This window comes from Mycobacterium neumannii (genome assembly GCF_002245615.1).
Classification (GTDB): Bacteria; Actinomycetota; Actinomycetes; order Mycobacteriales; family Mycobacteriaceae; genus Mycobacterium; species Mycobacterium neumannii_A.
In genome coordinates this window covers 114,505-140,594 of sequence record NZ_NKCO01000013.1, presented here as the reverse complement: position 1 = coordinate 140,594, position 26,090 = coordinate 114,505, and the positions used below count along the sequence as shown (strand labels likewise).

The 26,090-nt window shown below is 67.6% G+C and carries 26 protein-coding genes; 17 read left to right on the top strand and 9 right to left on the bottom strand.

The window, feature by feature from the left end:
- The 3 genes from treY to CEX88_RS16515 form a co-directional block, all read right to left on the bottom strand.
- On the bottom strand, positions 1 to 2,325 hold a 2,325-nt coding region (gene treY, locus CEX88_RS16525), incomplete at its 3' end, for a malto-oligosyltrehalose synthase (protein ID WP_202931526.1).
- Positions 2,325 to 4,475, bottom strand: coding sequence for a glycogen debranching protein GlgX (gene glgX, locus CEX88_RS16520; RefSeq protein ID WP_068201645.1), 2,151 nt, complete (start codon positions 4,473 to 4,475; stop codon positions 2,325 to 2,327). The genes glgX and treY, both read right to left, overlap by 1 nt.
- The gene (locus CEX88_RS16515; RefSeq protein ID WP_068201593.1) at positions 4,475 to 6,652 is read right to left on the bottom strand and encodes an acyltransferase family protein; all 2,178 of its coding nucleotides are present in this window, start codon (positions 6,650 to 6,652) and stop codon (positions 4,475 to 4,477) included. The genes glgX and CEX88_RS16515 overlap by 1 nt, the downstream gene beginning before the upstream one ends.
- Positions 6,653 to 6,684: 32 nt before the next feature.
- Between CEX88_RS16515 and CEX88_RS16510 the strand changes: the two genes are divergently transcribed.
- The 4 genes from CEX88_RS16510 to CEX88_RS16495 all read left to right on the top strand — a co-directional run bounded on the left by CEX88_RS16510 (position 6,685) and on the right by CEX88_RS16495 (position 10,403).
- Positions 6,685 to 7,983, top strand: a complete 1,299-nt coding sequence (locus CEX88_RS16510) for an adenosylmethionine--8-amino-7-oxononanoate transaminase (protein WP_202931525.1) — start codon at positions 6,685 to 6,687, stop codon at positions 7,981 to 7,983.
- A gap of 85 nt (positions 7,984 to 8,068) precedes the next feature.
- Positions 8,069 to 9,217 carry an 8-amino-7-oxononanoate synthase gene (locus tag CEX88_RS16505; RefSeq protein WP_094294291.1) on the top strand — a complete coding sequence of 383 codons (1,149 nt, stop codon included), beginning with the start codon at positions 8,069 to 8,071 and terminating at the stop codon, positions 9,215 to 9,217.
- Positions 9,214 to 9,879 (top strand): dethiobiotin synthase, encoded by a 666-nt coding sequence (bioD, locus tag CEX88_RS16500; RefSeq protein WP_094294290.1) that lies wholly within the window; start codon positions 9,214 to 9,216, stop codon positions 9,877 to 9,879. Before CEX88_RS16505 ends, bioD begins: the two co-directional genes overlap by 4 nt.
- 2 nt (positions 9,880 to 9,881) lie before the next feature.
- Positions 9,882 to 10,403 carry a 2'-5' RNA ligase family protein gene (locus CEX88_RS16495; protein WP_066850322.1) on the top strand — a complete coding sequence of 174 codons (522 nt, stop codon included), beginning with the start codon at positions 9,882 to 9,884 and terminating at the stop codon, positions 10,401 to 10,403.
- On the opposite strand, the gene CEX88_RS16490 is transcribed toward CEX88_RS16495, so the two are convergent.
- On the bottom strand, positions 10,396 to 10,731 hold the full coding sequence (locus tag CEX88_RS16490; RefSeq protein WP_094294289.1) for an MmcQ/YjbR family DNA-binding protein: 336 nt from the start codon (positions 10,729 to 10,731) through the stop codon (positions 10,396 to 10,398). The genes CEX88_RS16495 and CEX88_RS16490 overlap by 8 nt on opposite strands.
- 80 nt (positions 10,732 to 10,811) lie before the next feature.
- Here CEX88_RS16490 and CEX88_RS16485 point away from each other — a divergent pair, with 80 nt between their 5' ends.
- Positions 10,812 to 11,585 (top strand): hypothetical protein, encoded by a 774-nt coding sequence (locus tag CEX88_RS16485; protein WP_094294288.1) that lies wholly within the window; start codon positions 10,812 to 10,814, stop codon positions 11,583 to 11,585.
- Here CEX88_RS16485 and CEX88_RS16480 read toward each other — a convergent pair.
- Positions 11,582 to 12,160 (bottom strand): TetR/AcrR family transcriptional regulator, encoded by a 579-nt coding sequence (locus CEX88_RS16480; RefSeq protein ID WP_094294287.1) that lies wholly within the window; start codon positions 12,158 to 12,160, stop codon positions 11,582 to 11,584. The genes CEX88_RS16485 and CEX88_RS16480 overlap by 4 nt on opposite strands.
- A gap of 166 nt (positions 12,161 to 12,326) precedes the next feature.
- Here CEX88_RS16480 and bioB point away from each other — a divergent pair, with 166 nt between their 5' ends.
- From bioB to CEX88_RS16465, 3 genes are read left to right on the top strand one after another with little or no spacing between them, the layout of a single operon-like run.
- Positions 12,327 to 13,322 (top strand): biotin synthase BioB, encoded by a 996-nt coding sequence (gene bioB / locus CEX88_RS16475; protein ID WP_066850314.1) that lies wholly within the window; start codon positions 12,327 to 12,329, stop codon positions 13,320 to 13,322.
- A gap of 24 nt (positions 13,323 to 13,346) precedes the next feature.
- On the top strand, positions 13,347 to 13,538 hold the full coding sequence (bsaP, locus tag CEX88_RS16470) for a biotin synthase auxiliary protein BsaP (RefSeq protein ID WP_064395549.1): 192 nt from the start codon (positions 13,347 to 13,349) through the stop codon (positions 13,536 to 13,538).
- The gene (locus CEX88_RS16465; RefSeq protein ID WP_066850310.1) at positions 13,535 to 14,191 is read left to right on the top strand and encodes a DUF2567 domain-containing protein; all 657 of its coding nucleotides are present in this window, start codon (positions 13,535 to 13,537) and stop codon (positions 14,189 to 14,191) included. Before bsaP ends, CEX88_RS16465 begins: the two co-directional genes overlap by 4 nt.
- Here CEX88_RS16465 and CEX88_RS16460 read toward each other — a convergent pair.
- Positions 14,148 to 15,485: a lipase family protein gene (locus CEX88_RS16460; RefSeq protein ID WP_066850308.1), complete on the bottom strand. Its 1,338-nt coding sequence runs from the start codon at positions 15,483 to 15,485 to the stop codon at positions 14,148 to 14,150. The two genes, CEX88_RS16465 and CEX88_RS16460, sit on opposite strands and share 44 nt — an antisense overlap.
- 42 nt (positions 15,486 to 15,527) lie before the next feature.
- Positions 15,528 to 16,232, bottom strand: a complete 705-nt coding sequence (locus tag CEX88_RS16455; protein WP_094294286.1) for an NUDIX hydrolase — start codon at positions 16,230 to 16,232, stop codon at positions 15,528 to 15,530.
- A gap of 47 nt (positions 16,233 to 16,279) precedes the next feature.
- Here CEX88_RS16455 and nadA point away from each other — a divergent pair, with 47 nt between their 5' ends.
- The 4 genes from nadA to CEX88_RS16435 are packed head-to-tail and all read left to right on the top strand — an operon-like array spanning position 16,280 to position 20,247.
- Complete coding sequence (gene nadA / locus CEX88_RS16450; protein WP_066850302.1) at positions 16,280 to 17,323, top strand: quinolinate synthase NadA; 1,044 nt, start codon at positions 16,280 to 16,282, stop codon at positions 17,321 to 17,323.
- Positions 17,320 to 18,885 (top strand): L-aspartate oxidase, encoded by a 1,566-nt coding sequence (locus CEX88_RS16445; RefSeq protein WP_094294285.1) that lies wholly within the window; start codon positions 17,320 to 17,322, stop codon positions 18,883 to 18,885. Before nadA ends, CEX88_RS16445 begins: the two co-directional genes overlap by 4 nt.
- Positions 18,885 to 19,742, top strand: coding sequence for a carboxylating nicotinate-nucleotide diphosphorylase (gene nadC / locus CEX88_RS16440; protein WP_066850473.1), 858 nt, complete (start codon positions 18,885 to 18,887; stop codon positions 19,740 to 19,742). Before CEX88_RS16445 ends, nadC begins: the two co-directional genes overlap by 1 nt.
- Positions 19,743 to 19,764: 22 nt before the next feature.
- Positions 19,765 to 20,247 carry a hypothetical protein gene (locus CEX88_RS16435; protein ID WP_238382089.1) on the top strand — a complete coding sequence of 161 codons (483 nt, stop codon included), beginning with the start codon at positions 19,765 to 19,767 and terminating at the stop codon, positions 20,245 to 20,247.
- A 1-nt stretch (position 20,248) separates the two neighbouring features.
- Here the strand turns inward: CEX88_RS16435 and CEX88_RS16430 are convergent, their stop codons facing one another.
- Positions 20,249 to 20,815, bottom strand: a complete 567-nt coding sequence (locus CEX88_RS16430; protein ID WP_094294284.1) for a TetR/AcrR family transcriptional regulator — start codon at positions 20,813 to 20,815, stop codon at positions 20,249 to 20,251.
- A gap of 64 nt (positions 20,816 to 20,879) precedes the next feature.
- Between CEX88_RS16430 and CEX88_RS16425 the strand changes: the two genes are divergently transcribed.
- Positions 20,880 to 21,905, top strand: coding sequence for a zinc-dependent alcohol dehydrogenase (locus CEX88_RS16425; RefSeq protein WP_066850288.1), 1,026 nt, complete (start codon positions 20,880 to 20,882; stop codon positions 21,903 to 21,905).
- A gap of 1 nt (position 21,906) precedes the next feature.
- Here the strand turns inward: CEX88_RS16425 and CEX88_RS16420 are convergent, their stop codons facing one another.
- Positions 21,907 to 22,317, bottom strand: a complete 411-nt coding sequence (locus CEX88_RS16420) for a nitroreductase family deazaflavin-dependent oxidoreductase (protein WP_094294283.1) — start codon at positions 22,315 to 22,317, stop codon at positions 21,907 to 21,909.
- Positions 22,318 to 22,353: 36 nt separating this feature from the next.
- Between CEX88_RS16420 and hisD the strand changes: the two genes are divergently transcribed.
- The 4 genes from hisD to hisH are packed head-to-tail and all read left to right on the top strand — an operon-like array spanning position 22,354 to position 26,052.
- Positions 22,354 to 23,697: a histidinol dehydrogenase gene (gene hisD, locus CEX88_RS16415; protein WP_202931524.1), complete on the top strand. Its 1,344-nt coding sequence runs from the start codon at positions 22,354 to 22,356 to the stop codon at positions 23,695 to 23,697.
- Complete coding sequence (locus tag CEX88_RS16410) at positions 23,694 to 24,824, top strand: histidinol-phosphate transaminase (protein ID WP_094294282.1); 1,131 nt, start codon at positions 23,694 to 23,696, stop codon at positions 24,822 to 24,824. Before hisD ends, CEX88_RS16410 begins: the two co-directional genes overlap by 4 nt.
- Positions 24,803 to 25,435, top strand: coding sequence for an imidazoleglycerol-phosphate dehydratase HisB (gene hisB / locus CEX88_RS16405; RefSeq protein ID WP_197506185.1), 633 nt, complete (start codon positions 24,803 to 24,805; stop codon positions 25,433 to 25,435). Before CEX88_RS16410 ends, hisB begins: the two co-directional genes overlap by 22 nt.
- Complete coding sequence (gene hisH, locus CEX88_RS16400) at positions 25,432 to 26,052, top strand: imidazole glycerol phosphate synthase subunit HisH (RefSeq protein ID WP_094294281.1); 621 nt, start codon at positions 25,432 to 25,434, stop codon at positions 26,050 to 26,052. Before hisB ends, hisH begins: the two co-directional genes overlap by 4 nt.
- The last annotated feature ends 38 nt before the right edge of the window (positions 26,053 to 26,090 follow it).

Sequence of the window (26,090 nt, the reverse complement as noted above, 5' to 3'; positions counted from 1 at the left end):
GACCCGCTCCAACAGTACGACCGGCAGTTCGGTGAAGAGTTCGGCGGCCAGTACCCGCCCGGTGTGCCGGCGTCCGCCGATGCGGTCCGCCCAGGTGCCCGAGGGCAGGGTGAGAGCTGTTTCTCCCCAGCCGGTTTCGGAGAGCCGCACGGAATGCCGGGTGACGGCGGTCAGCACGTCGCCACCGCGGCGGAACGCCACGAGGTGTTGCGCCGCCGGCCCGTCGGCCAGCACGGGGGTGTAACCGCCCGTCGAAAACGTCGCGGGCCGCTCCCGCCGGACCGCCAGCGCGGAAGTGACCACCCGCAGCTTCGGATGGCGCATCGCCTCCAATGCCTTGCGGCGAGCCGCGTAGTCGACGGGTCGGCGATTGTCCGGATCGACCAGGCTGTCCTCCCACAGTTCGGTGCCCTGGTAGACGTCGGGGACCCCGGGTGCGGTGAGCGCCAACAGTTTCTGGCCCAGCGCGTCGCTGCGGGCATGCAGGTCGAGCCGCGCGACCAAACCGGTCAATTCGGTGGCCACCGGGCCGTCGATCACGGCGTCGATCCAGGTGTGCAGCCGGGTTTCGAAATCCTCGTCCGGATCGTTCCAGGTGGTGTGCACAGCGGCTTCCCGGATGGCCTTCTCCGCGTACGCGTGCAGTCGCTCCCGCAGCTCGTCGGTCACCGTGCCGTCGGCAGGCCAGACCCCGAACATGTTCTGCAGCAGGAAGAACCCGGTGGCACGGTCGGGAGATGGCGTGCGTTGCTCCCATGCGGTGACGTACTCGGCCCACAGCGACGGAACCTGCGACAGCAGTCCGATTCGCGCCCGCACGTCCTCACCGCGCTTGGTGTCGTGGGTCGTCATCGCAACCATCGCGTCAGGCCACAACCGGGCACGCACCGCGGCCCGCTGGTGGAACTCGGCGACGCTCACTCCGAAATGGTGCGGTTCGGAACCGACCTCGTTGAGTGAGACCAGCCGCGCGTCGCGGTAGAACAGGCAGTCCTCCATCGACTTGGCCGTCGCCGCACCGCACAGTTGCTGCAACCGGACCTCGGCCTCGTTATTGACCGCCAGCGCGGTCGTGATCAAGGCTAGGGGTTCGGCCAATTCAGTTTTCGCAGTGGCTGTCTCGGCCAGCGCGCTGGGCAGGACACCAGACAGCGAGCCGTAGTCGGAGCGGTAGACGTCGATGCGGCTGAGCAGAGCCGCGATCGCCGCAGGCAGGTCGTCATGGTCGGTTCCGATGGCGCCGACGATGGTGCGGCGCAACCGGGCGAGCTCGCTGCCCAGGGTGACCGTGACGGCATTCGCCTTGAGCGTGCGCGCGAGATCCGGCATCGAGCTGTAGGCCAACCCGGTGGAGTCGAACAGGGCGGTCAGGGGTTCCTCGCCCGACGGGTCGATGAACACGCCGCCGATTTCCCGCATCGCGTCATAACCGGTGGTTCCGGCGACCGGCAGCGTCGGTTCCAGCGGCTCGTCGGCGGCCAAGATCTTCTCGATCACGATCCAGGCGTCGGGTCCGGTGAGTTCGCGCAGCCAGGTCAGATAGCCGGCCGGGTCCGACAGCCCGTCCGGGTGGTCGATGCGGATGCCGTCGACCAATTCCTCGTCGAACCACCGTTTCACCTCGGCGTGGGTGGCATCGAAGACGGCGCGGTCCTCTTGGCGCAAGCCGGCCAGCGAGGTGATCGAGAAGAACCGGCGGTAGCCGCAGATACCGGACAATTCCCCCGTCGCTTCGCTCGACCCGTTCTTCCAGGCGACCAGGTGATAGTGCTGCCGATCGTGCACCTGCGGACCGGTCCCGTCCTCGGTGCCGGGTGCGATCGGGTAGACGAGGTCGCCGAGGCGTAGCACGGGCTCAGCGCCGCTGGCGTCGACCTCGAGATCGTCGGCGTCGTCGTCGGATCCGAGCACCGGCACTACGACGCGCCCGCCGTCGAGGTCCCAGTCGATGTCGAAATAGGACGCGTAGGCCGACTCGCGCCCGTGCTTGAGCACGTCCCACCACCACGCGTTATCCCGCGGCTTCTCCACACCGACGTGATTGGGCACGATATCGACGATCAAGCCGATGCCCTTGTCGCGGGCCGCGCGCGACAGGCGCGCAAATCCTTCGGGCCCACCGAGTTCGGCGGACACCGTCGTGGGATCGGTGACGTCGTAACCGTGGGTGGAGCCTTCCGCCGCGGTGAGGATCGGCGACAGGTACAGGTGGGAAACGCCGAGCGCCGCGTAATAGTCGAGCAGGTTCTCGGCATCGGCGAAAGTGAAGGCGTCACCGCGCATCTGGAGGCGGTACGTGGATTGGACGGGGATGTGTCGCGCCATCAGGCCGTCTTACGCATCACCAGCAGGGAGCGCGCAGGCAGCAAGATCTTCTCCCCGGCCTTGGCCACCAGCTCGGTGGACCCGGTGGCGTCTGTGGTGTCAAGCGCCGCGGTCCACTCCTTCGCGTAGTAACCCGAGGGAGTGACGAAGTGCTGTGGGCGGTCATGGGCGTTGAAACACAACAGAAACGAGTCGTCGACGACTCGCTCTCCGCGTTCGTTCGGCGCCGAGATGGCGTCACCGTTGAGGAACACCGCAACACATTTGCCCAACCCGGTGCCCCAGTCCTCGATGGTCATCTCCTCACCGGCGGGGGTCAACCACGCGATGTCACGCACCTGATCGCCGCTGCGGATCGGCTTGCCCTCGAAGAACCTGCGCCTGCGGAACACCGGGTGGTCCTTGCGCAGCTGGGTGACTTTGCGGGTGAACTCGAGCAGGTCGGCATTCTTCTCGCACAACGACCAGTCCATCCAGGAGAGCTCGGAGTCCTGGCAGTAGACGTTGTTGTTGCCCCGCTGGGTGCGGCCGATCTCGTCGCCGTGCGAGATCATCGGCGTGCCCTGCGAAACCATCAACGTGCCCATGATGTTGCGCATCTGCTTACCGCGTAGCGCCAGAATGTCCGGATCGTCGGTCGGACCCTCGACACCGCAGTTCCACGACCGGTTGTGGCTCTCGCCGTCGCGGTTGTCCTCGCCGTTGGCCTCGTTGTGTTTCTCGTTGTAGGACACCAGGTCGTTCAACGTGAAGCCGTCGTGGCAGGTGACGAAGTTGATGCTCGCACTAGGGCGCCGGCCGGTCGCCTCGTAGAGGTCGGACGAACCGGTCAGCCGCGATGCGAACTCGCCGAGGGTTGCGGGCTCGCCCCGCCAGTAATCACGCACAGTGTCGCGATACTTCCCGTTCCACTCGGTCCACAAACCTGGGAAGTTGCCGACCTGATAGCCACCTTCGCCGACGTCCCACGGTTCGGCGATCAGCTTGACCTGGCTGACCACCGGATCTTGTTGCACCAGGTCGAAAAACGCGCTCAAGCGGTCGACATCGTAGAACTCGCGGGCCAGGGTGGCGGCAAGGTCGAAACGGAACCCGTCGACGTGCATCTCCATCACCCAGTAGCGCAGCGAGTCCATGATCAGCTGCAGAGTGTGGGGATGGCGGGCGTTGAGGCTGTTGCCGGTGCCGGTGAAGTCCTTGTACAGGCGCAGATCGCCGTCGAGTAGCCGGTAGTAGGCGGCGTTGTCGATGCCCCGGAAGTTCAGTGTCGGACCGAGGTGGTTGCCCTCGGCGGTGTGGTTGTAGACCACGTCGAGGATGACCTCGATCCCGGCCTCGTGGAATGCGCGCACCATGGTCTTGAACTCGGCGACCGCACCGCCGGCGTGTTTGTTGGCCGCGTACTCGTGGTGTGGTGCGAAGAACCCGAAAGTGTTGTAGCCCCAGTAGTTTCGCAGCCCGAGGTCGATGAGCCGGTGGTCGTGGAGGAACTGGTGCACCGGCATCAACTCGATGGCGGTAACGTTCAGCGACTTCAGGTGGTCGATGATCACCGGGTGGTGCAGGCCGGCGTAGGTGCCGCGGAGTCCCTCGGGGATGCCGGGATGTCGCTGCGTCATGCCCTTGACGTGGGCCTCGTAGATCACCGTCTCGTGGTACGGCGTGCGCGGTGCGCGGTCCGAAACCCAGTCGAAGTACGGGTTGATCACGACGCTGGTCATGGTGTGCCCGAGGGAGTCGATGCGGGGCGGGGTACCGCCGGAGGCGAGATCCTCGGCGTTCAAGTCGTAGGAGAACAGCGCCTGGGAGAACTCGAAGTCACCGTGGAACGACTTGCCGTACGGGTCGAGCAGCAGCTTGCTCGGGTCGCACCGGTGGCCGGCCGCGGGGTCCCACGGGCCGTGCACGCGAAAGCCGTAGCGCTGTCCCGGGGTGACCGTCGGCAGGTAGCAGTGCCAGACGTAGCCGTCGACCTCTTCGAGGTTGATGCGCTCTTCGCTGCCGTCCTTGCCGATCAGGCAGAGCTCGACCCGATCGGCCACCTCGGAGAACACCGAGAAGTTGGTGCCCGCGCCGTCGTAGGTTGCGCCCAGGGGATACGCCACTCCCGGCCAGACGGTGGGCACCGCCGCCGGTTCGCCGGAGGGCATCAGCCAACCCACCAACCGGTGGCGGCGGCGATCTGTCTTCCGAGTTCGGGCGCCATCGTGCGCATATACGTCTTCGAGATGTGATGAGCGTCGTGGTAGAGCAACACGTTCCCCTCCACGGCTCGGCAAATGTCCTTGCGGCACACCGCATCACTCATGTCGAGCGGCTTCATCAACGGGAACCGCTTGACGAAATCGAGTGTCGGGTTGCGCTCCGAGAGTACGTCGGATCGCCGTGTTCCACAGGAGATAGCGTCGCCGCCGCCCGCGAGGCAGTCAGCGGCGAAGAACGGTTCACCGTTGCGGACCAACCACGGCGTGTCCCGCATGGCCAGGATCGGGATCCTGTTGGCGGACAATTCCTGCCAGATGCCGATATACGTCGAGGGCATCACATCGCCGGCCCTGATGTTCCATGGCCGCGTGGAGGTGGTGAAGACGTAGTCGGGCCGGTCGGCCACGATCTGGGCCATCACCCGCTTGTTCCACTCGTGGCACTTCGGGTACGGGCGGTTGTCGCCCATCACCAGCGGCACCTGCTCGGTGGTCAACGGGCAGCCCATCTTCAGGTAGGTGACCACCTTGAAGTGGTGCCGTTTGCCGAGCAGGTCGAGCGCGGTGATCCAGTGTTCGGCGTGCGATCCGCCGGCCAGCGCAATGGTGCGCTTGGCGTTCTTGTCACCGTAGGTGCAGTTGATCACGTCGACGGTCTCGAAGTCGCTGATGCACCCGTCCTCAGTGGTCTCCGGCAGATCGTTCTTGGCCTCCAGCACGCTCGGGCGCATCGGCAGCTTGGGCACCCTGGCATTGCTCAGCAGAGCAGCGGCGCCGGGGTAGTCCTGTGTCGAAAGCGACACGAGCTCTGCCCCGTTGGTGCGTTGGACGAGCACATGCTCACGCCAGGTGAACGAGGTGACGGTCAACGCCACACCCAGCAGGGCGACCACGGACCCCAGCACCACCGGCGGCCTGCGCCTGCGGGCCTTCTTCGGCGCGGCCGTGCGTTGGGCCGAGGAACTGCGGTAGCGCAGCGGGTTCTCGACGTACCTGGTGGTCAACCACGCCAGCACCCCGGACAACAGCAGAACCACCGCCCCTTCGAGGAAGGTGGCGCGGCTGTGGCCGGTGTAGGACAGCCAGAAGATCAGCAGCGGCCAGTGCCAGAGATACAGCGAGTAGGCCATCGCCCCCAGCGATACGAAGGGCGCCGTGGCCAGCAGCCGGTTGGGCAGCGGCATCCGTCCTGCGGTGTGCGGGTCGGCCACCCGGTTCGCCGCGGACAGGATGAACAGGATGGTGGCGCCGACGGGGACCAGCGCCCACGGCCCGGGGAACTCCTTGACGCCGTCGATCAGTGCGCCGCACGACAGGATCGCCGCCAGCGCCACCACAGCGGCCGTCGTCCGCAGCCACATCGGCATCCGCAGATGTGTCACGAGCGCACCGACCAGGGCACCGAGCAGCAGCTCCCACGCCCTGGCGAAGCTGTTGTAGTACGCAGTGGCTTGGTCGGCGTTGTGGGCGTGGACGGCGTAGACGAACGACGCGATGGTCAGCGCGCTGAGCAGCACGACGAACGCCACACGGGTGTATCGGCCGAAGACCCGGCGAAACAGCAAGGCGGACAGGAAGATTATCGCCAGGAACGCGATGTAGAACTGGCCCTGCACGGACATCGACCAGATGTGCTGCAGCGGGCTGACCGCCTCACCCGCGCGCAGGTAGTTCGACGCGGAGTTGGCCAGTTCCCAGTTCTGGAAGTAGCCGAGGCTGGCCAGGCTCTGGTCGGCGAAGGTCTCCCATCGCGTCTGCGGCTGGATCAGGACGGTCAGCACCGCGGACGCCGCGAGCACGACGACCAGGGCGGGCAGCAGCCGCCGGATCAGCCGCGTCACCTCCGGACGCGGCCGCAGCGACACGCCCGGCGTCATCGCCGAGCGCAGCAACCGGCCGCCGAAGAAGAAGCCGGACAGCGCCAGAAACACGTCCACACCGCCGGACACCCGGCCGAACCACACGTGGAACACCGCGACGAGTGCGATCGCGATACCGCGCAAACCGTCGAGGTCATGCCGGTAAGCCGCTGAGGAGCGGGTGCCGGTGGAGGCTTTCGCGGCGCGCAACGGACGTCCCGGATAGCTGACGGGCGCCGACCGGGGAGGGGCGAGGGTCATCATGGTCGACCGATAATCTACCGAAGGTGCCAGCCATGACGCCCGCCGAGATCGGTGCGATCGACGCCGCCCACGTCTGGCATCCCTACAGCACGATCGGCGCGGAAGCCTTGGCTCCCGTCGTCGCGGTCGGTGCCCGCGGCGCTTGGCTCAGCCTCCATCACGACGGGCGGGAGGTGCGGGTTCTCGACGCGATGGCGTCGTGGTGGACCGCGATCCACGGCCATGGTCATCCGGTGCTCGACGCGGCGATCACCGAGCAGCTCGCCACCATGAATCACGTCATGTTCGGCGGGCTCACGCACGAACCGGCCGCACGGCTCGCGCAGTTACTGGTCGAAATCACTCCCGACGGCCTGGACACCGTGTTCTTCAGCGACTCAGGGTCGGTGTCGGTCGAGGTGGCCGTGAAGATGGCGCTGCAGTACTGGCGCAGCCGGGGCCGAGGCGCCAAGCATCGCCTGATGACGTGGCGCGGCGGGTACCACGGCGACACCTTCACCCCGATGAGCGTGTGCGACCCGGACGGCGGGATGCACGAGCTGTGGACGGACGTGTTGGTCGCCCAGGAGTTCGCACCGCCGGTACCGCGCGACTACGACGCCGGTTACGTCGAGTCGTTCGAGACGCAATTGGCCGAACACGCCGATGAACTGGCCGCTGTGATCGTCGAACCCGTCGTGCAAGGAGCGGGCGGGATGCGGTTCCACGACCCCCGCTACCTCGCGGAGCTGCGCGACATCTGCTCCCGGCACGAGGTGCTGCTGATCTTCGACGAGATCGCGACCGGCTTCGGCCGCACCGGTGAACTGTTCGCGGCCGACCACGCGGGCGTGAGCCCCGACATCATGTGCGTCGGCAAGGCCCTCACCGGCGGCTACATCACGCTGGCGGCCACGCTCTGCACACGGGAGGTCGCCCACACGATCAGCTCGAACGAGCCGGGCGCCCTGATGCACGGCCCCACGTTCATGGCCAACGCGCTGGCATGCGCGGTCGCGGTCGCCGCGGTCGAATTGCTACTCGACCAGGACTGGCGCACGCGGGTCCGCGAGATCGAGGCGGGACTGCGCTCGGGGCTGGCCTCCGCGCCGTCGCTGCCCGGGGTGGTCGATGTGCGGGTGCTCGGCGCGATCGGCGTCATCGAGATGGACCGTCCCGTCGACCTGAAGGTGGCGACGCCAGCGGCGCTGGAGCACGGCCTGTGGCTGCGCCCGTTCCGCAACCTCATCTATGCGATGCCGCCGTACATCTGCACGTCCGAGGAGATCGCGCAGATCACCGCGGGGATGGTCGCGGTCGCCCGGGCCCTGGGTGATGAACCAAGCCATTAACTCCTCAGGCGCTCGCGGCACATTTGTGCCGTCGCGCGCGGGTGCCCTAACCTGAACGCTGTTCAAGTCCGATGCGAGGAGCACGGTGACGCGCGCAGGTCTCTCACCGCTGGCGTGGCTCGACGGTGTCGAAAGGCAGCGGCGCGCCGCGGGGCTGAGGCGATCCCTGCGTGCGCGGCCACCGGTCAGCACCGAGCTCGACCTGGCCTCCAACGACTATCTGGGCCTGTCGCAGCATCCCGCGGTGATCGACGGCGGGGTGGTCGCGTTGCTTACCTGGGGTGCGGGTTCCACCGGATCGCGCCTTGTCACCGGAAACACCGAACTGCACGAGGGTTTCGAGCGGGCACTGGCCGGATTCGTCGGCGCGGAGGCTGCGCTGGTGTTCTCGTCCGGCTATACCGCCAACCTCGGCGCGGTCGTCGCATTGTCGGGTTCGGGGTCGCTGCTGGTGTCCGACGCGTTGACACACGCCTCGTTGGTCGACGCGTGCCGGTTGTCGCGGGCGCGGGTCGTCGTCACGCCACACCGCGACGTCGCCGCGGTGGAGGCGGCGTTGGCGGCGCGCGGCGAGGAGCGCGCGGTGGTACTGACGGACTCCGTCTTCTCCGCGGACGGTGACCTCGCACCGTTGCGCGCCCTGCACGATGCATGCCGCCGCCACGGCGCACTGCTGATCGTCGACGAGGCCCATGGTCTCGGCGTCCGCGGCACGGGCGGACGCGGCCTGTTGCACGAAGTCGGCCTGGCCGGTGCGCCCGACATCGTGATGACCACGACGCTGTCCAAGGCGCTGGGCAGCCAAGGCGGTGTGGTGCTGGGCCCGACGGTCGTGCGTGACCACCTGATCGACGCGGCGCGGCCGTTCATCTTCGACACCGGGCTGGCGCCCGCCGCCGTCGGTGCGGCCTGGGCTGCGCTCGACATCCTGGTCGCCGAGCCGTGGCGCGCACGGGCCGTGATCGAACGCGCCGCGGAGCTGGCGTCGATCTGCTCGGTGTCGGAGCTTCCCGAATCGGCCGTCGTATCAGTGGTTCTCGGCGACGCGGACGTCGCCTTCGGCGCAGCGGTGGCATGCCTGGACCGCGGTGTGCGCGTGGGGTGCTTCCGGCCGCCGACGGTGCCGGCAGGCACATCGCGGCTGCGACTGACCGCGCGGGCGTCGCTGACCGACGACGAGATGCGGATGGCGGCCGAGGTGCTCACTGACGTGCTGGCGACCGTGCGCCGGTGAGCACGCTCCTCGTCACGGGCACCGACACCGGCGTCGGAAAGACGATTGCCACCGCAGCTCTGGCCTGCCACGCCCGGCTCGCGGGCATCGACGTCGCGGTGTGCAAACCCGTGCAGACCGGCAGCCCCCACGACGACGACCTCGCCGACGTCGGGCGGCTCTCGGGTGTGACCCGGCTGCATGGCGGATGGCGATACCCGGAGCCGCTCGCGCCCGCCGCTGCCGCGCGCCGAGCGGGCATGACACTGCCGACCCGCCCCGAACTGGTCGAGTCGGTGCGGTCCGCGGCCGCGTCGCTGACGCTGGTGGAGGGGGCCGGCGGGCTGCTCGTCGAGATCGGAGCGGGGACGACGCTGCGCGACCTCGCGGGCGACCTGGGTGCACCGGTGTTGGTGGTCGTCGGGGCCGGGCTCGGCACGCTCAACCACACCGCGCTGACACTGGAAGCGCTTGCACACGAAGGTATTCCGTGTGCCGGCCTGGTGATCGGCGCGTGGCCGTCGTCGCCGGGTGTCGCCGAGCAGGGCAACCGCGCGGCGCTGGCAGAGCTGGCTCCCGTGCGGGGGATTCTGCCTGCGGGTGCCGGCGCGCTGACCGCATGCGATTTCGAGCGCATGAGCGGCGACGCCTTCGATTCCGCGTGGATCGAAAGGCTGGTCTAGACATGGTGCATTCGGTCGAGTTGGTCTTCGACCCGGACACGGATGCCAAGATCCGCGGTGTCTGGGATGACCTGACACGCGCCGGGATCCGCAGTCAGGCGAGCAACACGTCGCCGAGCAATCGGCCGCATGTCACGGTGACCGTCGCCGAGAGCCTCGACGAGGCGGCCAACACCGCGCTACGTCCGGTGCTGAAGCGGCTGCCGCTGGACTGCACCATCGGGGCGCCGATGCTGTTCGGCAGTCGCGTCTTCACGCTGGTGCGGCTGGTGGTGCCCTCCGAAGAACTGCTGGCGTTGCATCGCCGAGTGCATGAGTTGTGCCTGTCGCACATGCCCAACGGCGTACTGAGCCATGCCGATCCGGGGCAGTGGACACCGCATGTGACGTTGGCGCGTCGCGTGGCGCCCGACAAGCTGCCTGCGGCGCTGACACTCAAGTCGGTGGGCCGCGACATACGGGGTGCGGTGACCGGCCTGCGTCACTGGGACGGCGATAACCGGGTCGAGTATCCGATCAGCTGACCGTTGCGCCAACGCTTTTCGGCACGCACATCTGCCAACCGTCGATTATCAGCTCGCGAAGTTCGTTGTGACTGATCGCGTCGAGCCGGACATGTATCCAGTTGAACCGCATCTCCGACTGGCGTGGCAGCGCGAACTTGTCGGGCTCGGCGGCCACCATCGCGGCCCGCTCCTCCTTGGGAAAGGCGACGCCCATCACCGTCTCGTCGCGCGAGAACGCGGCGTAGACGAGGCGCCCGACCCGGAACCTGATGCGGTCGCGGACCACCGCCTCGGACGACCGGGGCAGCGTCGCGGTGGTGCGTCGCACATCGTCGACGGTGATCACGTACGGAACGCTAGCCGAGTGCTACGACATCACTGCTGATCTGCCATTTCGCGGCGGTCAGTCCGGTAACTTACGCCTCGGTGGCCAAGCAATCGGACGAGGATGCCGGGACTTCGGGTTGGAGTCCGGGCCGCCACCATTGGTGGACGACGACGGCGATCGCCATCATCGGCGCCGTAGTCGGCGGCACATCGCTGATCATGAATTTCTTCTATCACCCGAGTCCGCCGCCAACGACCATCGACTCGGCGCACTCGGAGTTCATGAAGTTGAGCTACTCCGACCGGATCGACCGGTGCGTGCCCTACATCTCCGAGCATGCTGCCGCTTGGCGCGACAAGTGGCGCGCCGCGCTCGACGACTCCGGAGGTTCGCGTCAGAAGCCACCCGTACCGTTTGCGGCCCTCGACGATGCGAACGCCACGGGCCAGGCTATCGTCAACACCTATCTGACCGTGGTCGACTATGCCGAGAAGTCGGCGCCCACCGACGAAGGCGAGAATCTGCTCTCGTGCGTGTACGCCCCCGTTTTGAAGATGGACCCGGCCCACACCTACCCGGATGTGGAATCTCTTGTCGGAAGCGGTAATGAAGCGCCCAAAGCCGACAACGTCGTCGTACATGAGAGCCCGATCTACGACCAAGGTGAATTCGCCGGAGTGACAGCCGAGGGCCGCCCGAACAAGATCGTCGAGGTACTCATTCGACCCGGGCCAAGCGAAACGCACCGCCAGCTCGGCTTTGCGATGGTGGGCGGGCACGACGAGGGGGTTCGAATGTGGGCCCTTACCGCATCGATAGACGCCGGCGATCCTCGGTGGATGAACGACGTCGAGAATTACCGGGGCTTCTAGACCGGTTGATCTTGTCTGCCGCGGATTCCGCTGACGAGCAGGCCCACCCCGAAGCGGAACCGGGCGGACGCATCTTCGGTCAACACCGACTGGTCGCCTGGCAGGTCGGCGCCGGCGGCATCCCACTGCAGCCGCGACTGCTCGTCGACGGTGAAGCCCAGCACGTAATAGACGACGGTGCGGGCGGCCAGCTCGGCGTGGCCGTCGGGCACACCGGCGTCGCGGGCGGCCTCGGTGAGCCGTTCGAGGATCCGTGCCATCGCGGTCGACTGACCGGCCGCGAAGCTGGCCGACACCAGCTCGGCGCCGTCGGTATGCGACAACAGCGCATCGCGCAGCGCCACACAGACACTCGACACCCGCTCCCGCCAGGCCCCGGCGGCGTCACCGACGGGCTCGAGGATCCGGTCGGCGACCGCACCCAGCAGCTCCTGCTTGCTGGTGAAGTGCCAGTACAGCGCGCCGGGGGAGACCTCGAGCTCGCGTGCCAGCCGCCGCATGGTCAGGTCGGCCAGACCGTAGCTGTCCAACAGTGTCGCCGCCGCGGCCACCACGTCGCGTTTGTGAAGCTGCACGGCCGTACCCTAACCTGAACAGCGTTCAATTGTCGGCCCGCCGACGTGTTCAATTGTCGGCCCGCCGACGTGTTCAATTGTCGGCCCGCCGACGTGTTCAATTGTCGGCCCGCCGACGTGTTCAATTGTCGGCTCGCCGACGTGTGCAAGTACCGAGAGGTGATCAGTGAGCGACATTCTGGCAGTGGCCCGCGAGCAGGTGCTCGAGCGCGGCGAAGGCCTGAACCAGGACCAGACGCTGCAGGTGCTGCAGTTGCCGGATGATCGACTCGACGACCTGCTCGCGTTGGCGCACGAGGTGCGCATGGCGTGGTGCGGCCCCGACGTAGAGGTCGAGGGCATCATCAGCCTCAAGACCGGCGGCTGCCCCGAGGACTGTCACTTCTGTTCGCAGTCAGGACTTTTCGCCTCACCCGTGCGAAGCGCATGGCTGGACGTGCCGAGCCTGGTCGAGGCGGCCAAGCAGACCGCGAAGACCGGCGCGACCGAGTTCTGCATCGTGGCCGCCGTGCGCGGACCCGACGAACGGCTGCTGGCACAGGTCGCCGCCGGCATCGAGGCGATCCGCAACGAGGTCGACATCCAGATCGCCTGCTCGCTGGGCATGTTGACCTCCGAACAGGTCGAGCAGCTCGCCGAGATGGGCGTGCACCGCTACAACCACAACCTCGAGACCGCGCGGTCGTTCTTCACCAACGTCGTCACCACGCACACGTGGGAAGAGCGTTGGGACACCCTGCAAATGGTCCGCGAGGCCGGCATGGAGGTGTGCTGCGGCGGAATTCTCGGTATGGGCGAAACCCTCGAACAGCGGGCCGAATTCGCCGCCAACCTGGCTGAACTCGATCCGCACGAGGTGCCGCTGAACTTCCTCAACCCCCGGCCGGGCACCCCGTTCGGCGACCTCGACGTGCTACCTGCTGCCGATGCGCTGCGGGCCGTCGCGGCCTTCCGCCTTGCGCTGCCCCGCACCATGTTGCGCTTCGCCGGCGGCCGGGAGATCACCCTCGGCGACCTCGGCGCCAAGAAGGGCATTCTCGGCGGGATCAACGCCGTCATCGTCGGCAACTACCTGACCACACTGGGCCGGCCCGCCGAGTCCGACCTCGAACTACTCGACGATCTGCAGATGCCGATCAAGGCGCTCAATGCCAGTCTCTGAGGCCGGCCGGTAGAACGTAGAAGTATGGCGTTCAACGTCTACACCGGCGAGCCCGACGGCACCGCTGTGCCGACCGCGGCCCAGCTGGGTCTGGAGCCGCCCCGGTTCTGCGCCGAATGCGGCAGGCGGATGATCGTGCAAGTGCGCCCCGACGGCTGGTCGGCCAAGTGCTCACGGCACGGGCTAACCGATTCCAAAGATCTGGAACAGCGATGAACGACGTTGCCCCGCCACGATTCTCACGTACCCGCGCAGCTCTGACGGTTGTCGCGGCACTCGCGGCGGCCGGTGCGCTGGTCGGCGCTCTGTGGGCCTTTCTGGCGCCGCCTGTCCACGGTGTCGTGGCGCTGACACGCGACGGTGACCGCGTCCGCGCACACCTGGGCAACGAAAGCGACCATTTCTTCGTGGCGGCTTTCCTGCTGGTCGGCATGCTCTGCGTCGTGGGGGCCATCGCCGCGGTGGCCGTGTGGCAGTGGCGCGCGCACCGCGGACCGGTGATGACCGCGGCACTGGCGACGGGAGGCATGCTCGCCGCGGGCGTGGCCGCCGGTGTCGGGGCGCTCTTGGTGCGCCTGCGCTACGGGACTATCGACATGGCCGCCGCACCGGTGACACCCGAGAACCGCGTGTACTACGTCGTGGAGGCGCCGCCGGTCTTCTTCGGGCCATCCCCGATACAGGCGGTGCTGACCATACTGTTTCCCGCCGCGGTCGCCGCGCTCGTCTACTCGCTGGCCGCGGTGTCCACCGCGCGCGACGATCTGGGTGCCTGGCCGCCCGTCGAGGTGCCTGCGTTCGTGCCCCCGCCGGCCGCGGCGGACGTCACAGCGGAGAGCGCTCCACCTTCCGGCCCGTCATCACCTTGAACGCGATGCGGACCAGCCGCGTCATTCCGACATAGGTCATCGGGTTCAGCAGCGTCGGCCAGGTCGTGCGGACCAGATGCTCCGACAACGGCTTACCGTCGAACCGGTCGATCAGCCAGCGCAGCGCCATCGGCGACGACATCGGGTGCAACAACATGTGTTCGCTGAACATGTCGCGGTGATAGGTCACCGATGCGCCACCACTGCGGTAGATCTCGCTGAGCTCGTCGATGTCGTCGACCGAGACGATCCTGTCGTGGACGGCCTGCACGATCAGCACGGGCGGGGTTGGCACCGCGGTGCCCAGCTTGATGCTGTCGAAGACGTGCTTGACCTCGGGCATATCGAGGATCTCGTTCAACGGCCGGTCGACCAGCTTGCCCATGTCCATGCCCGCGAACCGCAGCACAGCCTGGGCGGTGGTCATGTCCTGGATGCGCATCAACATCGCCTTGCCGGCGTCGGTGGCGTGCTCCTGGATGACCCGGTCCAGGTCCGGATAGACGTGGCTCAGCGCGGCCACCACCATCGCGGGCAGGCCCGAGTACAGGCTGCCGTTGAGCCGCCGGTAGGCGTGTCCGAGGTCGCCGACGGGCGAGCCGAGCACGGCGCCGACGATATTGAGCTCAGGGGCGTACTGGCTGTGCATCTCGGCCGCCCATGCCGACGCCAGCCCGCCGCCTGAGTAACCCCAGAGCCCGATCGGCGCCGATTCGTCCAGCGCGAGCCGTTCGCAGCTCACAGCCGCACGTAGGCCGTCGAGAATGCGGTATCCCGGCTCGTACGGCGTGCCCCACAGTCCGTGCGCGCCCTCGTGGTCGGGCACCGAAACGGCCCACCCTTCGGCGAGCGCGGCGGCGATCAGCAGGAACTCCAGCTGCGCGAGCGCGCCGGGAGCCAGCGCCTTGCGGCGCAGCGCGTAGGACGGGAAGCAGCGCGAGGATACCGCGTCGATCGCGCACTGGTAGGAGATCACCGGTATGACGTCGCGATTCGTCCGCTCGGCGGGCACGATCACCGTGGTCACGGTGGCTTCCGCCGCACCGTTCATGTCGGTGGTGCGGTACAGCAGCTGCGTCGCGGTGAACTTCTGCGGAATCAGGCCGAAAAAGGCCAGCTCGACATCGCGGCTGCGCAGCACCGTGCCCGGTTCGGCGTGCTGAAAGCCGCTCGGGGGCTCATAGAACGGGTCGTCGTCGGGACGCAGCGGGCGGGAGCCGCGCGCCAGGTCCTGGTGGGGTACGTGCCCGATCCACTCGGCACCTGATGCTGGCGCGGCATTGCCCAGAGACATTCGGCCATTCTTACTTAAGGAACCGTTAAGAATCCAGTCGACTCACCCGGGCGGGCGCAGTGCGGCGAACTCGTCGGTCACGCGGTAGCGCGACTCGGTGAACCGGTACAGCGCCGCCGGGCGGCCGCCGCTGCGACCGGACCGCGCCGTGGTGCCCGTGCGGGTGATGACATTGCGGCGTTCGAGCACGCGTTGCAGATTGGTGGCGTCGACGTGGTGGCCGAGCGCGGCGCTGTAGATGTCCCGCAATGCCGATATCGCGAATTCTGTTGGTGCCAGGGCGAAACCGATGTTGGTGTAGGAGAGTTTGGCGACGAGCCTGGTGCGCGCGTGCTCGACCATGGTGCCGTGGTCGAATGCCATCGGCGGCAGATCGTTGACCGGATGCCAGCGCGTGTCCGGCGGCAACTCCGGAACGGCGGGGGAGGGCACCAGCCCGAGGAAGGTCGACGCGATCGTCCGATCGCCGGGGACTCGATAGGGATCGGAGAACACCGCGAGCTGCTCGAGGTGGGCAAGCTCACGTAGGTCCACTTTCTCGGCCAGTTGACGGCGTACCGAGCTGGTCAGGTCCTCGTCGTCGCCGAGACGTCCGCCGGGAAGGGACCAATTTCCGCGTTGCGGATCGAGTGCGCGCTGCCACAACAGCACGTGAAGTGCTGGTTTCCGGTCGGTGTCCCCGTGAGCGGCTTCGCGAACCTGGAACACGGCGGCGAGCACCTCGTGGGCGGTGCTAGTATGTGCCATGTTTTCGATTGTAAGTCGAAAACTCGATTTGGACGAAGGAGGCGGCCATGACGGTTCTGGACCGGATGCCCGCAGACAACCTCTCGAGCCGCATCGTCGACGGTCCCACCGGTTTCTCCGGGGTCGACGGCGACGAGGAGTGGGCCGCCGAGGTTCGTCGCCTTGCCGATCTGCGGGGCGCGACGCTGCTGGCGCACAACTACCAGTTGCCCGCCATCCAGGACGTCGCCGATCACGTCGGTGACTCGCTGGCGCTGTCGCGGATCGCCGCCGAAGTGCCCGAGGACACCATCGTGTTCTGCGGCGTGCACTTCATGGCCGAAACGGCCAAGATCCTGTCACCGGACAAGACGGTGCTCATCCCGGACCAGCGAGCCGGCTGTTCGCTCGCCGACTCCATCACCGCCGACGAGCTGCGCGCGTGGAAGGCCGAGCATCCCGGCGCGGTCGTGGTGTCCTACGTCAACACCACCGCGGCGGTGAAGGCCGAGACCGACATCTGCTGCACATCGTCGAACGCCGTCGAGGTGGTGGCGTCGATACCCGAAGACTGCGAGGTGCTGTTCTGCCCGGACCAGTTCCTCGGTGCGCACGTCCGGCGCGTCACCGGACGTAAGAACCTGCACGTGTGGGCGGGCGAGTGTCACGTGCACGCCGGGATCAACGGCGACGAGCTTGCCGACCAGGCTCGCTCTCACCCGGACGCCGAGCTGTTCGTTCATCCCGAATGCGGTTGCGCGACATCGGCGCTGTACCTCGCCGGCGAGGGCGCCTTCCCGGAGGACCGCGTCAAGATCCTGTCGACGGGCGGCATGCTGGACGCCGCGCGCGAGACCGGCGCACAGCAGGTGCTGGTCGCCACGGAGGTGGGGATGCTGCACCAGTTGCGCCGCGCCGCGCCGGGTGTGGACTTCATGGCTGTCAACGACCGAGCGTCCTGCCGGTTCATGAAGATGATCACCCCCGCCGCGCTGCTGCGCTGCCTTATGGAGGGCAAGGACGAGGTGCACGTCGATCCCGAGACCGCACGGCTGGCTCGGGCCAGCGTGCAACGCATGATCGCGATCGGCCAGCCCGGCGGCGGAGAATGACGCGTCCGGCGGCTTGCGGCGCCGGCAGGTGGGCCGGTCATTGGCAGCAGCGCGCCGACGTCGTGGTCATCGGGACCGGTGTGGCCGGCCTGGTGGCAGCCCTCGCCGCACAGCGCGCTGGCCGAAAAGTCGTGGTGCTCAGCAAGACCGGTGACACCGCGACGTTCTACGCCCAGGGCGGGATCGCCGTTGTGCTGCCCGACGCTCTGCGCGAGGACGGCGACTCGATCGAGGCGCACATCGCCGACACGCTTGCCGCGGGCGCGGGACTGTGTGATCCCGACGCCGTGCGCTCGATCGTGGCCGACGGGTACCGCGCGGTCGCCGAACTGGTCGAACACGGTGCACAATTCGATGAGTCGACGCCGGGGACATGGTCACTGACCCGTGAGGGAGGGCATTCCCGACGCCGGATCATCCACGCCGGTGGCGACGCGACCGGCGCCGAGGTACAGCGAACCCTCAACGTCGCCGCGGCCACGCTGGACATCCGACCCAACCACGTCGCGGTGGAGATCCTGCACGACGCCGGAGCGGTCACCGGTGTGCTGGTGCTCAACGACGACGGGTTCGGCGTGGTGCACGCGCCGTCGGTGATCCTCGCGACCGGGGGGCTGGGCCATCTGTACTCGGCGACAACCAATCCCGATGGGTCGACGGCAGACGGTGTCGCGTTGGCCATATGGGCCGGAGTTCCGGTCAGCGACATCGAGTTCATCCAATTCCACCCCACCATGCTCTTCGACGGAGACAATGCGGGCAGGCGTCCGCTGATCACCGAGGCCGTCCGCGGTGAGGGCGCGATACTCGTTGACTCGCAAGGTCGTTCGGTCACCGAGGGTATTCACCCGATGGGCGACCTGGCGCCGCGCGACGTGGTTGCCGCGGCGATCCAGGCCCGCATCGAGCAGACGGGCGCGCCCTGCGTGTTCCTCGACGCGCGGCGAATCGCCAACTTCGAGAGACGGTTCCCGACGGTGACCGCGGCATGCCGAGCGGCCGGTATCGATCCCACGCTCGAGGCCATTCCCGTGCTACCGGGGGCGCACTACAGCTGCGGTGGTGTGGTGACCGATGTGCACGGGCGCACCGAGCTCGCGGGTCTGTTCGCCGCGGGCGAGGTGGCGTGCACGGGTATGCATGGTGCGAACAGGCTGGCGTCGAACAGCCTGCTCGAGGGGCTCGTCGTCGGAGACAGAGCCGGAAAGGCCGCCACCGCATACGCTTTGGCCGCTGGGCCGGTGACGGCGCGGCCTCCGGAGCCGGTGGTGCGGCGTGCGCTGCCCCGTGCCGATCTGCAGCGCGCGATGACCAAGAACGCCGGGGTGGTCCGCGACGCCGACGGCCTGCGCATCCTGGCCAAGGAACTCGACACCGCGCCACCCGAGGTGATCGGCTCGCGCGCCGACTTCGAGGACGCCGCGCTGACCACCGCTGCGGTGGCGGTCGCCGCGGGTGCGTTGGCCCGGACTGAATCTCGGGGCTGCCATCATCGCCGCGACTACCCGGGCACCGACCCCGTCCGGGCACGCACGCTGGTCCCAGCAGGAGCGTGCTGCTGATGGAGCTGACCGCCGACGAGCTCACTGAGGCTCGCAGCGTCATCGCTCGTGCGCTCGAAGAGGATCTGCGGTACGGACCCGATGTCACCACGCTGGCGACGGTGCCCGCCGACGCCAGGACCACAGCGTCCATGGTGGTCCGGGAGGCCGGTGTGATCGCGGGTGTGGACATCGCACTTCTCGCGTTCGACGAGGTGATCGGTTGCGATAACTACCTGGTCAAGCATCGCGTCGAGGACGGTGCCCGGCTCGAACCGGGCGGTGTCGTGCTCACGGTCGAAGCCCCCACCCAGGGGCTGTTGACCGCTGAGCGCACCACGCTGAACCTGGTTTGTCACCTGTCGGGCATCGCGACCGCGACCGCGACGTGGGTCGAGGCCGTCTCCGGGAGCGCGGCGAAGATCCGCGACACCCGTAAGACGTTGCCGGGCTTGCGCGCACTGCAGAAGTACGCGGTGCGCGTCGGCGGAGGGATCAACCACCGCATGGGGCTCGGGGACGCGGCGCTGATCAAGGACAACCACGTTGCGGCCGCGGGGTCGGTGGTGGCGGCACTGCGGGCGGTGCGCGCGTCCGCGCCGGAGCTCGAATGTGAGGTCGAGGTCGACTCCCTCGAGCAACTCGACGAAGTGCTGGCCGAGAATGTCGAACTCGTGCTGCTCGACAACTTTCCCGTATGGCAGACGCAGATCGCGGTGCAGCGCCGCGACTCTCGCTCGCCTGCGACCAAACTGGAATCGTCGGGCGGGCTGTCGCTGGAAAGCGCAGCGGATTACGCGGGAACGGGTGTCGACTATCTCGCGGTGGGGGCGCTCACGCACTCGGTGCGGGTGCTCGATATCGGGCTCGATATCTGAATGGCCCGATAGCATCGGTCGCGTGGATGAGGATTCGTCGCGGCGCCTCACTTTGTTGGTCGTCGTCAGCCTGGTTGTAGCCGTCGTCGCTTTGGCGCTCGCCGGATGGACGCTCTACAAGACCAGCGCGTCTGAGCCTGAATACGATTCGACTCAGGTCGCCGAGGCCAAGACCAAGATCTGTAGCGCCGCCGACGTCGTCCGCAAGGGCATCACGCTCAACACGAACATGCAACCCGAAGGCGGTCCACAGGACGTCACCGGCGCGCAGGCGGTGGCCGCCAATGCGCGCATCTCGTTGTACGACGGAGGTCAGTACCTGCTGGACCGGCTCGATCCGGCGACCCCGGTGGTGCTCGCGGAGAAAGTCGAGGAGTTCGCGAACAGTCTGATGGACATCGGCGCCAACGCTACGGCCGGAGTGCCCAATGATGATCCGGCGCAAACGAAGCGGCTGTCCGACGCCGACGCGCAGAACAAGAGCATCACCGAGCTCTGCAAGTAGCTCACCGGCTCAACAGCGTCCTGGCGGCGACTTTCGCGGAGTCGAGGGCGGTGGTATCACCCGCGATCCGGGCGAGTATCAACGCACCCTCGATGAGTGCTATCAACGCCAGCGCAGTCTGCTCGGCGTCGTCCTGTGCCCACCCGTCGGCGTGCAGCCGGTCCGCGATGGCCCGGCGCCAGCCGGCGAAGGCCGTTGCCGACGCCTGCCGAATCAGTGCGCTGGCGTCGACCGACTCGGTGGCGATCGGTTCGATCGGGCAGCCGTCGCGTGGATCGGAGGTCAGTCCCAAGGCCATCAGGTCGATCCAGCCGTCGATGAGGTCGGGTACGGGGGAGCCGGCGGCCAGCAGATCCCGCAGTCGCTGCTCGATGTCCGCGCCGACGCGCTCTACCACGGCGGCCGCCAACTGCTGCTTGCCCTCGGGGAAGTGGTGGTACAGCGATCCCGCTTTGACGTCGGCGAGCTCGAGGATCTGGTTGACGCCGGTCGCGGCGTAGCCCTGCCTGCGGAACAGCAGCGCCGCGGTATCGATCAGGGCGGTGCGGCTGCGATCCGGGCGAGGCATGCCTTGACTTTACTAGAAAGATCACTCAAGAATAGTTGAGCGATCACTAAAGAAGGGGCCGACCATGCAACAGCTGATGCTCGAAGACGCCGGTACATACGCGTGGCGCGAGGCGCCCGATCCCCACCTCGCCGGTCCGGGCCAGGCGCTCGTCAGGCCAATCGCCGTGGCGTGCTGCGACCTCGACGTGGCGGTGGTGCAGGGTCGGCTCCCGATGCCGCCCGGTCATGCGGTCGGACATGAGGGAGTAGCCGAGGTGGTCGCGATCGGCGACGACGTCCGCAGCGTTGCGGTCGGTGCGCGGGTCGTCGTGCCGTTCCAGATCAGCTGCGGTGAGTGCAGTGCGTGTCTGCGCGGAGCGACCGGATCGTGTGCGGCCTTACCGCTGATGGCGACATATGGGATGGCGCCGCTGTCGGGTCTCGACGGCGGGGGTTTCATGGCGGACCTGGTGCTGGTGCCCTATGCCGACGCGATGCTCGTGCCGTTGCCCGATGGCGCCGACCCTGTTGCCGTTGCTTCGATGTCGGACAACATCCCCGACGGTTGGCGCGGTGTCGGGCCGTATCGCGAGGAGCTTGCTCTGCTTTCACCGGCCGACCGCAGGGTGCTGGTCATCGGGCGGCTGTCGATCGGCTTGTACGCGGCGGCGACGGCAGCCGCGGCCGGTGTGCACGTCGACTACGTCGACACCGACCCGCATCGGCTCGCGGCGGCCGAGAAGTTGGGCGCGACCGTGCACGACCGCGAGAAGCCCGACAAGACCGCCGAACCGTATCCGGTGACGGTGCACACGTCGGCGGACCCGGCGCTGTTGGCGGCGACTCTGCGGGCGACCTGGCCGGACGGAGTGTGCACGGACACCGGCATCTACTACCAGGGCGCGGTGGACATGCCGCTGCTGTCGATGTACACCCGCGGCGTGCGCTTCGTCACCGGGCGGGTCAATGCTCGCGCGGTACTGCCGGAGGTGTTGGAACTGTCTGCCGGGCAGGACCTTTTGCCTGCCGTCGAACGTGTGGTGCCGTGGGAGGAGGCGCCGCAGGCGTGGCCGAGTATGACGGGCAAGACGGTGTTCAGCCGGTTGTAGCTCAGGCGATATCGGCGACGAAGATTCCCATCTTCTTGCCTTGAAGGCGGGCCATGAACGGAAGCCCGTCCGTGTCGCCACCGGCCGGCACGATCCGCGGGTTGACCAGATGCAAGTCCCGGCGGGCATGGCGTAGGTCTGCCTCGCCGGCGGCCAGCACGTTCTTCACCCAGTCGGTTTTCCCGTGCCCGAGTGCGACGGCCGCGGTGTTTCCCTTGCGATAGGCAGTGACGATCGTCTCGTACGGTTTTCCGGATTTGCGGCCGCGGTGTTTGATCATCGCCATCCCGGGCATCAGTCGAGAAAGCGGTCTGATCATTCTATTCAGGTACTTGACCTGCAGGTTCTCAAACCACGGCGGAAACACCATAGGCACGCCGGGCGCGTTATTCGGGTGCTCGCTGGCTCGCATGGTGCCTCCATAACCAATTTGGTCTGCTCTGGGAGAATGGACACCGTGAATCTATCGCCGGGCCCGATCGCCCGCATCGATCTGCGGGGTGCGCAGCTTTCTGCCGCGCGCTTGCGATCCGCCCTGCCGCGCGGCGGCGTGGACGTGGACACGGTGGTGCCAAAGGTGCGCCCGATCGTCGACGCGGTCGCCGCACGCGGAGCCGAGGCGGCGCTGGAATACGGCGAATCGTTCGACGGTGTGCGCCCCGCGCAGGTTCGCGTACCGGCTTCTGAGCTGCAGAAGGCCCTCGCCGAACTGCCCACCGATGTCCGCGCCGCGCTCGAGGTCGCCATCGAACGCGCCCGCGCGGTCCACGCCGACCAGCGCCGTATCGATACGACGACGACGCTCGCCCCGGGCGCCACGGTCACCGAACGTTGGGTACCGGTCGAGCGCGTCGGCCTGTACGTGCCCGGCGGCAACGCGGTCTACCCATCCAGCGTCGTGATGAACGTCGTGCCTGCGCAGACCGCGGGTGTCGACTCGCTGGTGATCGCCAGCCCGCCGCAGGCGGAGTTCGGCGGCCTGCCGCACCCGACCATCCTGGCCGCCGCCGCGCTGCTGGGCGTCGACGAGGTCTGGGCGGTCGGCGGGGCGCAGTCCATCGCGCTGCTGGCCTACGGCGGCGCCGACACCGACGGCGCCGAACTTGCGCCGGTCGACATGATCACCGGCCCGGGCAACATCTACGTCACCGCCGCCAAGCGCATCTGCCGCTCGCAGGTCGGCATCGACGCCGAAGCCGGACCCACCGAAATCGCGATCCTGGCCGACCACACCGCCGACCCCACCCACGTCGCCGCGGACCTGATCAGCCAGGCCGAACACGACGAGATGGCGGCCAGCGTGCTGGTCACCCCGAGCGTCGGGTTGGCCGACGCGACCGACCGCGAGTTGGCCAACCAGCTACAGACGACGGTGCACCGCGAGCGGGTCACCGCCGCGCTGGGCGGCAAGCAGTCCGCCACCGTGCTCGTCGACGATCTCGAGGCAGGCATCCGAACCGTGAACGCCTACGCCGCCGAGCACCTCGAGATCCAGACCCTCGACGCACGCGAGGTGGCCGGTCGAATCCGTTCCGCTGGCGCCATTTTCGTCGGCCCGTATGCACCGGTCAGCCTCGGTGACTACTGTGCGGGATCCAACCACGTGCTGCCCACCGCGGGCTGTGCCCGTCACTCCAGCGGGTTGTCGGTGCAGACGTTCCTGCGCGGTATCCACGTCGTCGATTACGACGAGGCAGCTCTGAAAGACGTTTCCGGCTACGTGATTACTCTTGCCGAAGCCGAGAATCTGCCCGCGCACGGCGAAGCGGTGCGGCGGAGGTTCGAAAGGTGACGCTCGGAAAGAAGGCGACACTCGACGATCTGCCGCTGCGGGCCGATCTGCGCGGTAAATCACCGTACGGCGCACCTCAACTGGACGTTCCGGTGCGGTTGAACACCAACGAGAACCCGCATCCGCCGACCCAGGCGCTGATCGACGATCTGACGGCGTCCGTCGCCGCGGTCTCGAGGGAGCTGCACCGGTACCCGGACCGTGATGCGGTGGCGCTGCGCACCGATCTGGCCGCCTACCTCTCGGCGCAGACCCGAACTCCGCTGACCGTTGAGAACCTCTGGGCGGCGAACGGTTCCAACGAGATCCTGCAGCAACTCCTGCAGGCCTTCGGCGGGCCCGGGCGCAGCGCGATCGGATTCGTGCCCTCCTACTCGATGCACCCGATCATCTCCGATGGCACGCAGACCCAGTGGCTGGTGGCCAATCGGGCCGATGACTTCAGCCTCGACATCGACGTGGCGGTGCACGCGATCAAGGAACACAACCCCGACATCGTCTTCATCGCGAGCCCGAACAACCCTTCGGGACAGAGCGTTCCGCTTGACGATCTCCGCCGGCTGCTCGACGCGATGAGCGCCGGCATGATGATCGTTGACGAGGCCTACGGCGAGTTCTCGTCACAGCCCAGCGCGGTGCGCCTGATCGGCGAGTATCCGACTCGCCTGGTGGTCACCCGCACGATGAGCAAGGCGTTCGCGTTCGCGGGCGGCCGACTCGGGTATCTGATCGCCGCACCCGCGGTGATCGAGGCGATGCTGCTCGTCCGCCTGCCGTACCACCTGTCGTCGGTGACGCAGGCCGCCGCCCGCGCCGCACTGCGCCACGCCGACGACACCCTCGGCAGCGTCGCCACTCTCATTGCCGAACGCAACCGCGTCACAGAAGCCCTGTCGGAGATGGGTTTCCGAGTGATCGACAGCGACGCCAACTTCGTGTTGTTCGGTGAGTTCGCCGACGCCCCCGCGACCTGGGAGCGTTACCTGGACGAAGGCATCCTCGTGCGCGACGTCGGCATCCCCGGCTATCTGCGCGCCACCACCGGCCTGGCCGAGGAGAACGACGCGCTGCTGGCCGCCAGCGCCCGCCTGGCCGCGACCGAACTATCCCCAGTAGGAGCACCGTGAACGAACCCCGCCGCGCGACGATCGAGCGCAAGACCAAAGAGTCCGACATCGTCGTCGAACTGAACCTGGACGGCACCGGGCAGGTGCACGTCGACACCGGTGTGCCGTTTTTCGACCACATGCTGACCGCCCTCGGCAGTCACGCGAGTTTCGACCTGACCGTGCGGGCCAAGGGTGACGTCGAGATCGAAGGCCACCACACCATCGAGGACACCGCGATCGTGCTGGGGCAGGCACTCGGGCAGGCGCTGGGCGACAAGAAGGGTATCCGCCGGTTTGGTGACGCGTGGATCCCGATGGACGAGACGCTCGCGCACGCCGCCGTCGACGTATCGGGCCGGGCGTACTGCGTGCACACCGGCGAACCGGATCACATGCTGCACTTCACGATCGCCGGTTCCTCGGCGCCGTACCACACTGTGGTCAATAGGCACGTGTTCGAGTCGGTGGCGATGAATGCGCGCATCGCGCTGCACGTACGCACGATCTACGGACGCGACCCCCACCACATCACCGAGGCGCAGTACAAGGCCGTCGCACGCGCGCTGCGCCAAGCTGTCGAGTACGACCCGCGGGTGACCGGTGTGCCGTCGACGAAAGGCACTCTGTGACGACCAAAGTCGTGATCCTGGACTATGGTTCGGGCAACCTCAGATCCGCTCAACGCGCCCTGGAGCGCGTCGGTGCCGACGTCACGGTGACATCCGACGCCGATGCCGCGATGAACGCCGACGGCCTCGTGGTGCCCGGCGTCGGCGCCTTCGAGGCGTGCATGGCCGGCCTGCGCAAGATCGACGGCCCGAAGCTGATCGCCGGCCGGGTGGCCGCCGGGCGTCCCGTGCTCGGCGTCTGTGTCGGTATGCAGATCCTGTTCTCCCGCGGCGTGGAGTTCGGGGTCGAGACCACAGGCTGCGGCCAATGGCCCGGTGCGGTGGTGCGACTCGACGCGCCGGTGATCCCGCACATGGGCTGGAACGTGGTCGACGCCCCCGAAGCCAGCACATTGTTCGCCGGGATGGAGGCGGACACCCGCTTTTATTTCGTGCACTCGTACGCCGCCCAACAATGGGAGGGCGAACCGGCCGCGAAACTGACATGGGCCACGCACCACGTGCCGTTCCTGGCCGCCGTCGAGGACGGGCCCCTGTCTGCCACGCAGTTCCACCCCGAGAAGAGCGGCGACGCCGGTGCCGCGTTACTCGCCAACTGGGTGAAGGCATTAGGTTGACCACCGATGAGCGCTCGCGCGAAGAGGAGACCACCACG

Coding starts and splice junctions, on each gene's coding strand:
- bsaP (WP_064395549.1), top strand. CDS start 13,347: ATGGCGTTCAACGTCTACACCGGCGAGCCCGACGGCACCGCTGTGCCG.
- CEX88_RS16460 (WP_066850308.1), bottom strand. CDS start 15,485: ATGTCTCTGGGCAATGCCGCGCCAGCATCAGGTGCCGAGTGGATCGGG.
- glgX (WP_068201645.1), bottom strand. CDS start 4,475: ATGCCCTCCGGCGAACCGGCGGCGGTGCCCACCGTCTGGCCGGGAGTG.
- CEX88_RS16495 (WP_066850322.1), top strand. CDS start 9,882: ATGGTGCATTCGGTCGAGTTGGTCTTCGACCCGGACACGGATGCCAAG.
- CEX88_RS16445 (WP_094294285.1), top strand. CDS start 17,320: ATGACGCGTCCGGCGGCTTGCGGCGCCGGCAGGTGGGCCGGTCATTGG.
- CEX88_RS16515 (WP_068201593.1), bottom strand. CDS start 6,652: ATGATGACCCTCGCCCCTCCCCGGTCGGCGCCCGTCAGCTATCCGGGA.
- CEX88_RS16430 (WP_094294284.1), bottom strand. CDS start 20,815: ATGCCTCGCCCGGATCGCAGCCGCACCGCCCTGATCGATACCGCGGCG.
- CEX88_RS16455 (WP_094294286.1), bottom strand. CDS start 16,232: ATGGCACATACTAGCACCGCCCACGAGGTGCTCGCCGCCGTGTTCCAG.
- nadA (WP_066850302.1), top strand. CDS start 16,280: ATGACGGTTCTGGACCGGATGCCCGCAGACAACCTCTCGAGCCGCATC.
- CEX88_RS16425 (WP_066850288.1), top strand. CDS start 20,880: ATGCAACAGCTGATGCTCGAAGACGCCGGTACATACGCGTGGCGCGAG.
- nadC (WP_066850473.1), top strand. CDS start 18,885: ATGGAGCTGACCGCCGACGAGCTCACTGAGGCTCGCAGCGTCATCGCT.
- hisD (WP_202931524.1), top strand. CDS start 22,354: ATGGACACCGTGAATCTATCGCCGGGCCCGATCGCCCGCATCGATCTG.
- CEX88_RS16465 (WP_066850310.1), top strand. CDS start 13,535: ATGAACGACGTTGCCCCGCCACGATTCTCACGTACCCGCGCAGCTCTG.
- CEX88_RS16510 (WP_202931525.1), top strand. CDS start 6,685: ATGACGCCCGCCGAGATCGGTGCGATCGACGCCGCCCACGTCTGGCAT.
- CEX88_RS16420 (WP_094294283.1), bottom strand. CDS start 22,317: ATGCGAGCCAGCGAGCACCCGAATAACGCGCCCGGCGTGCCTATGGTG.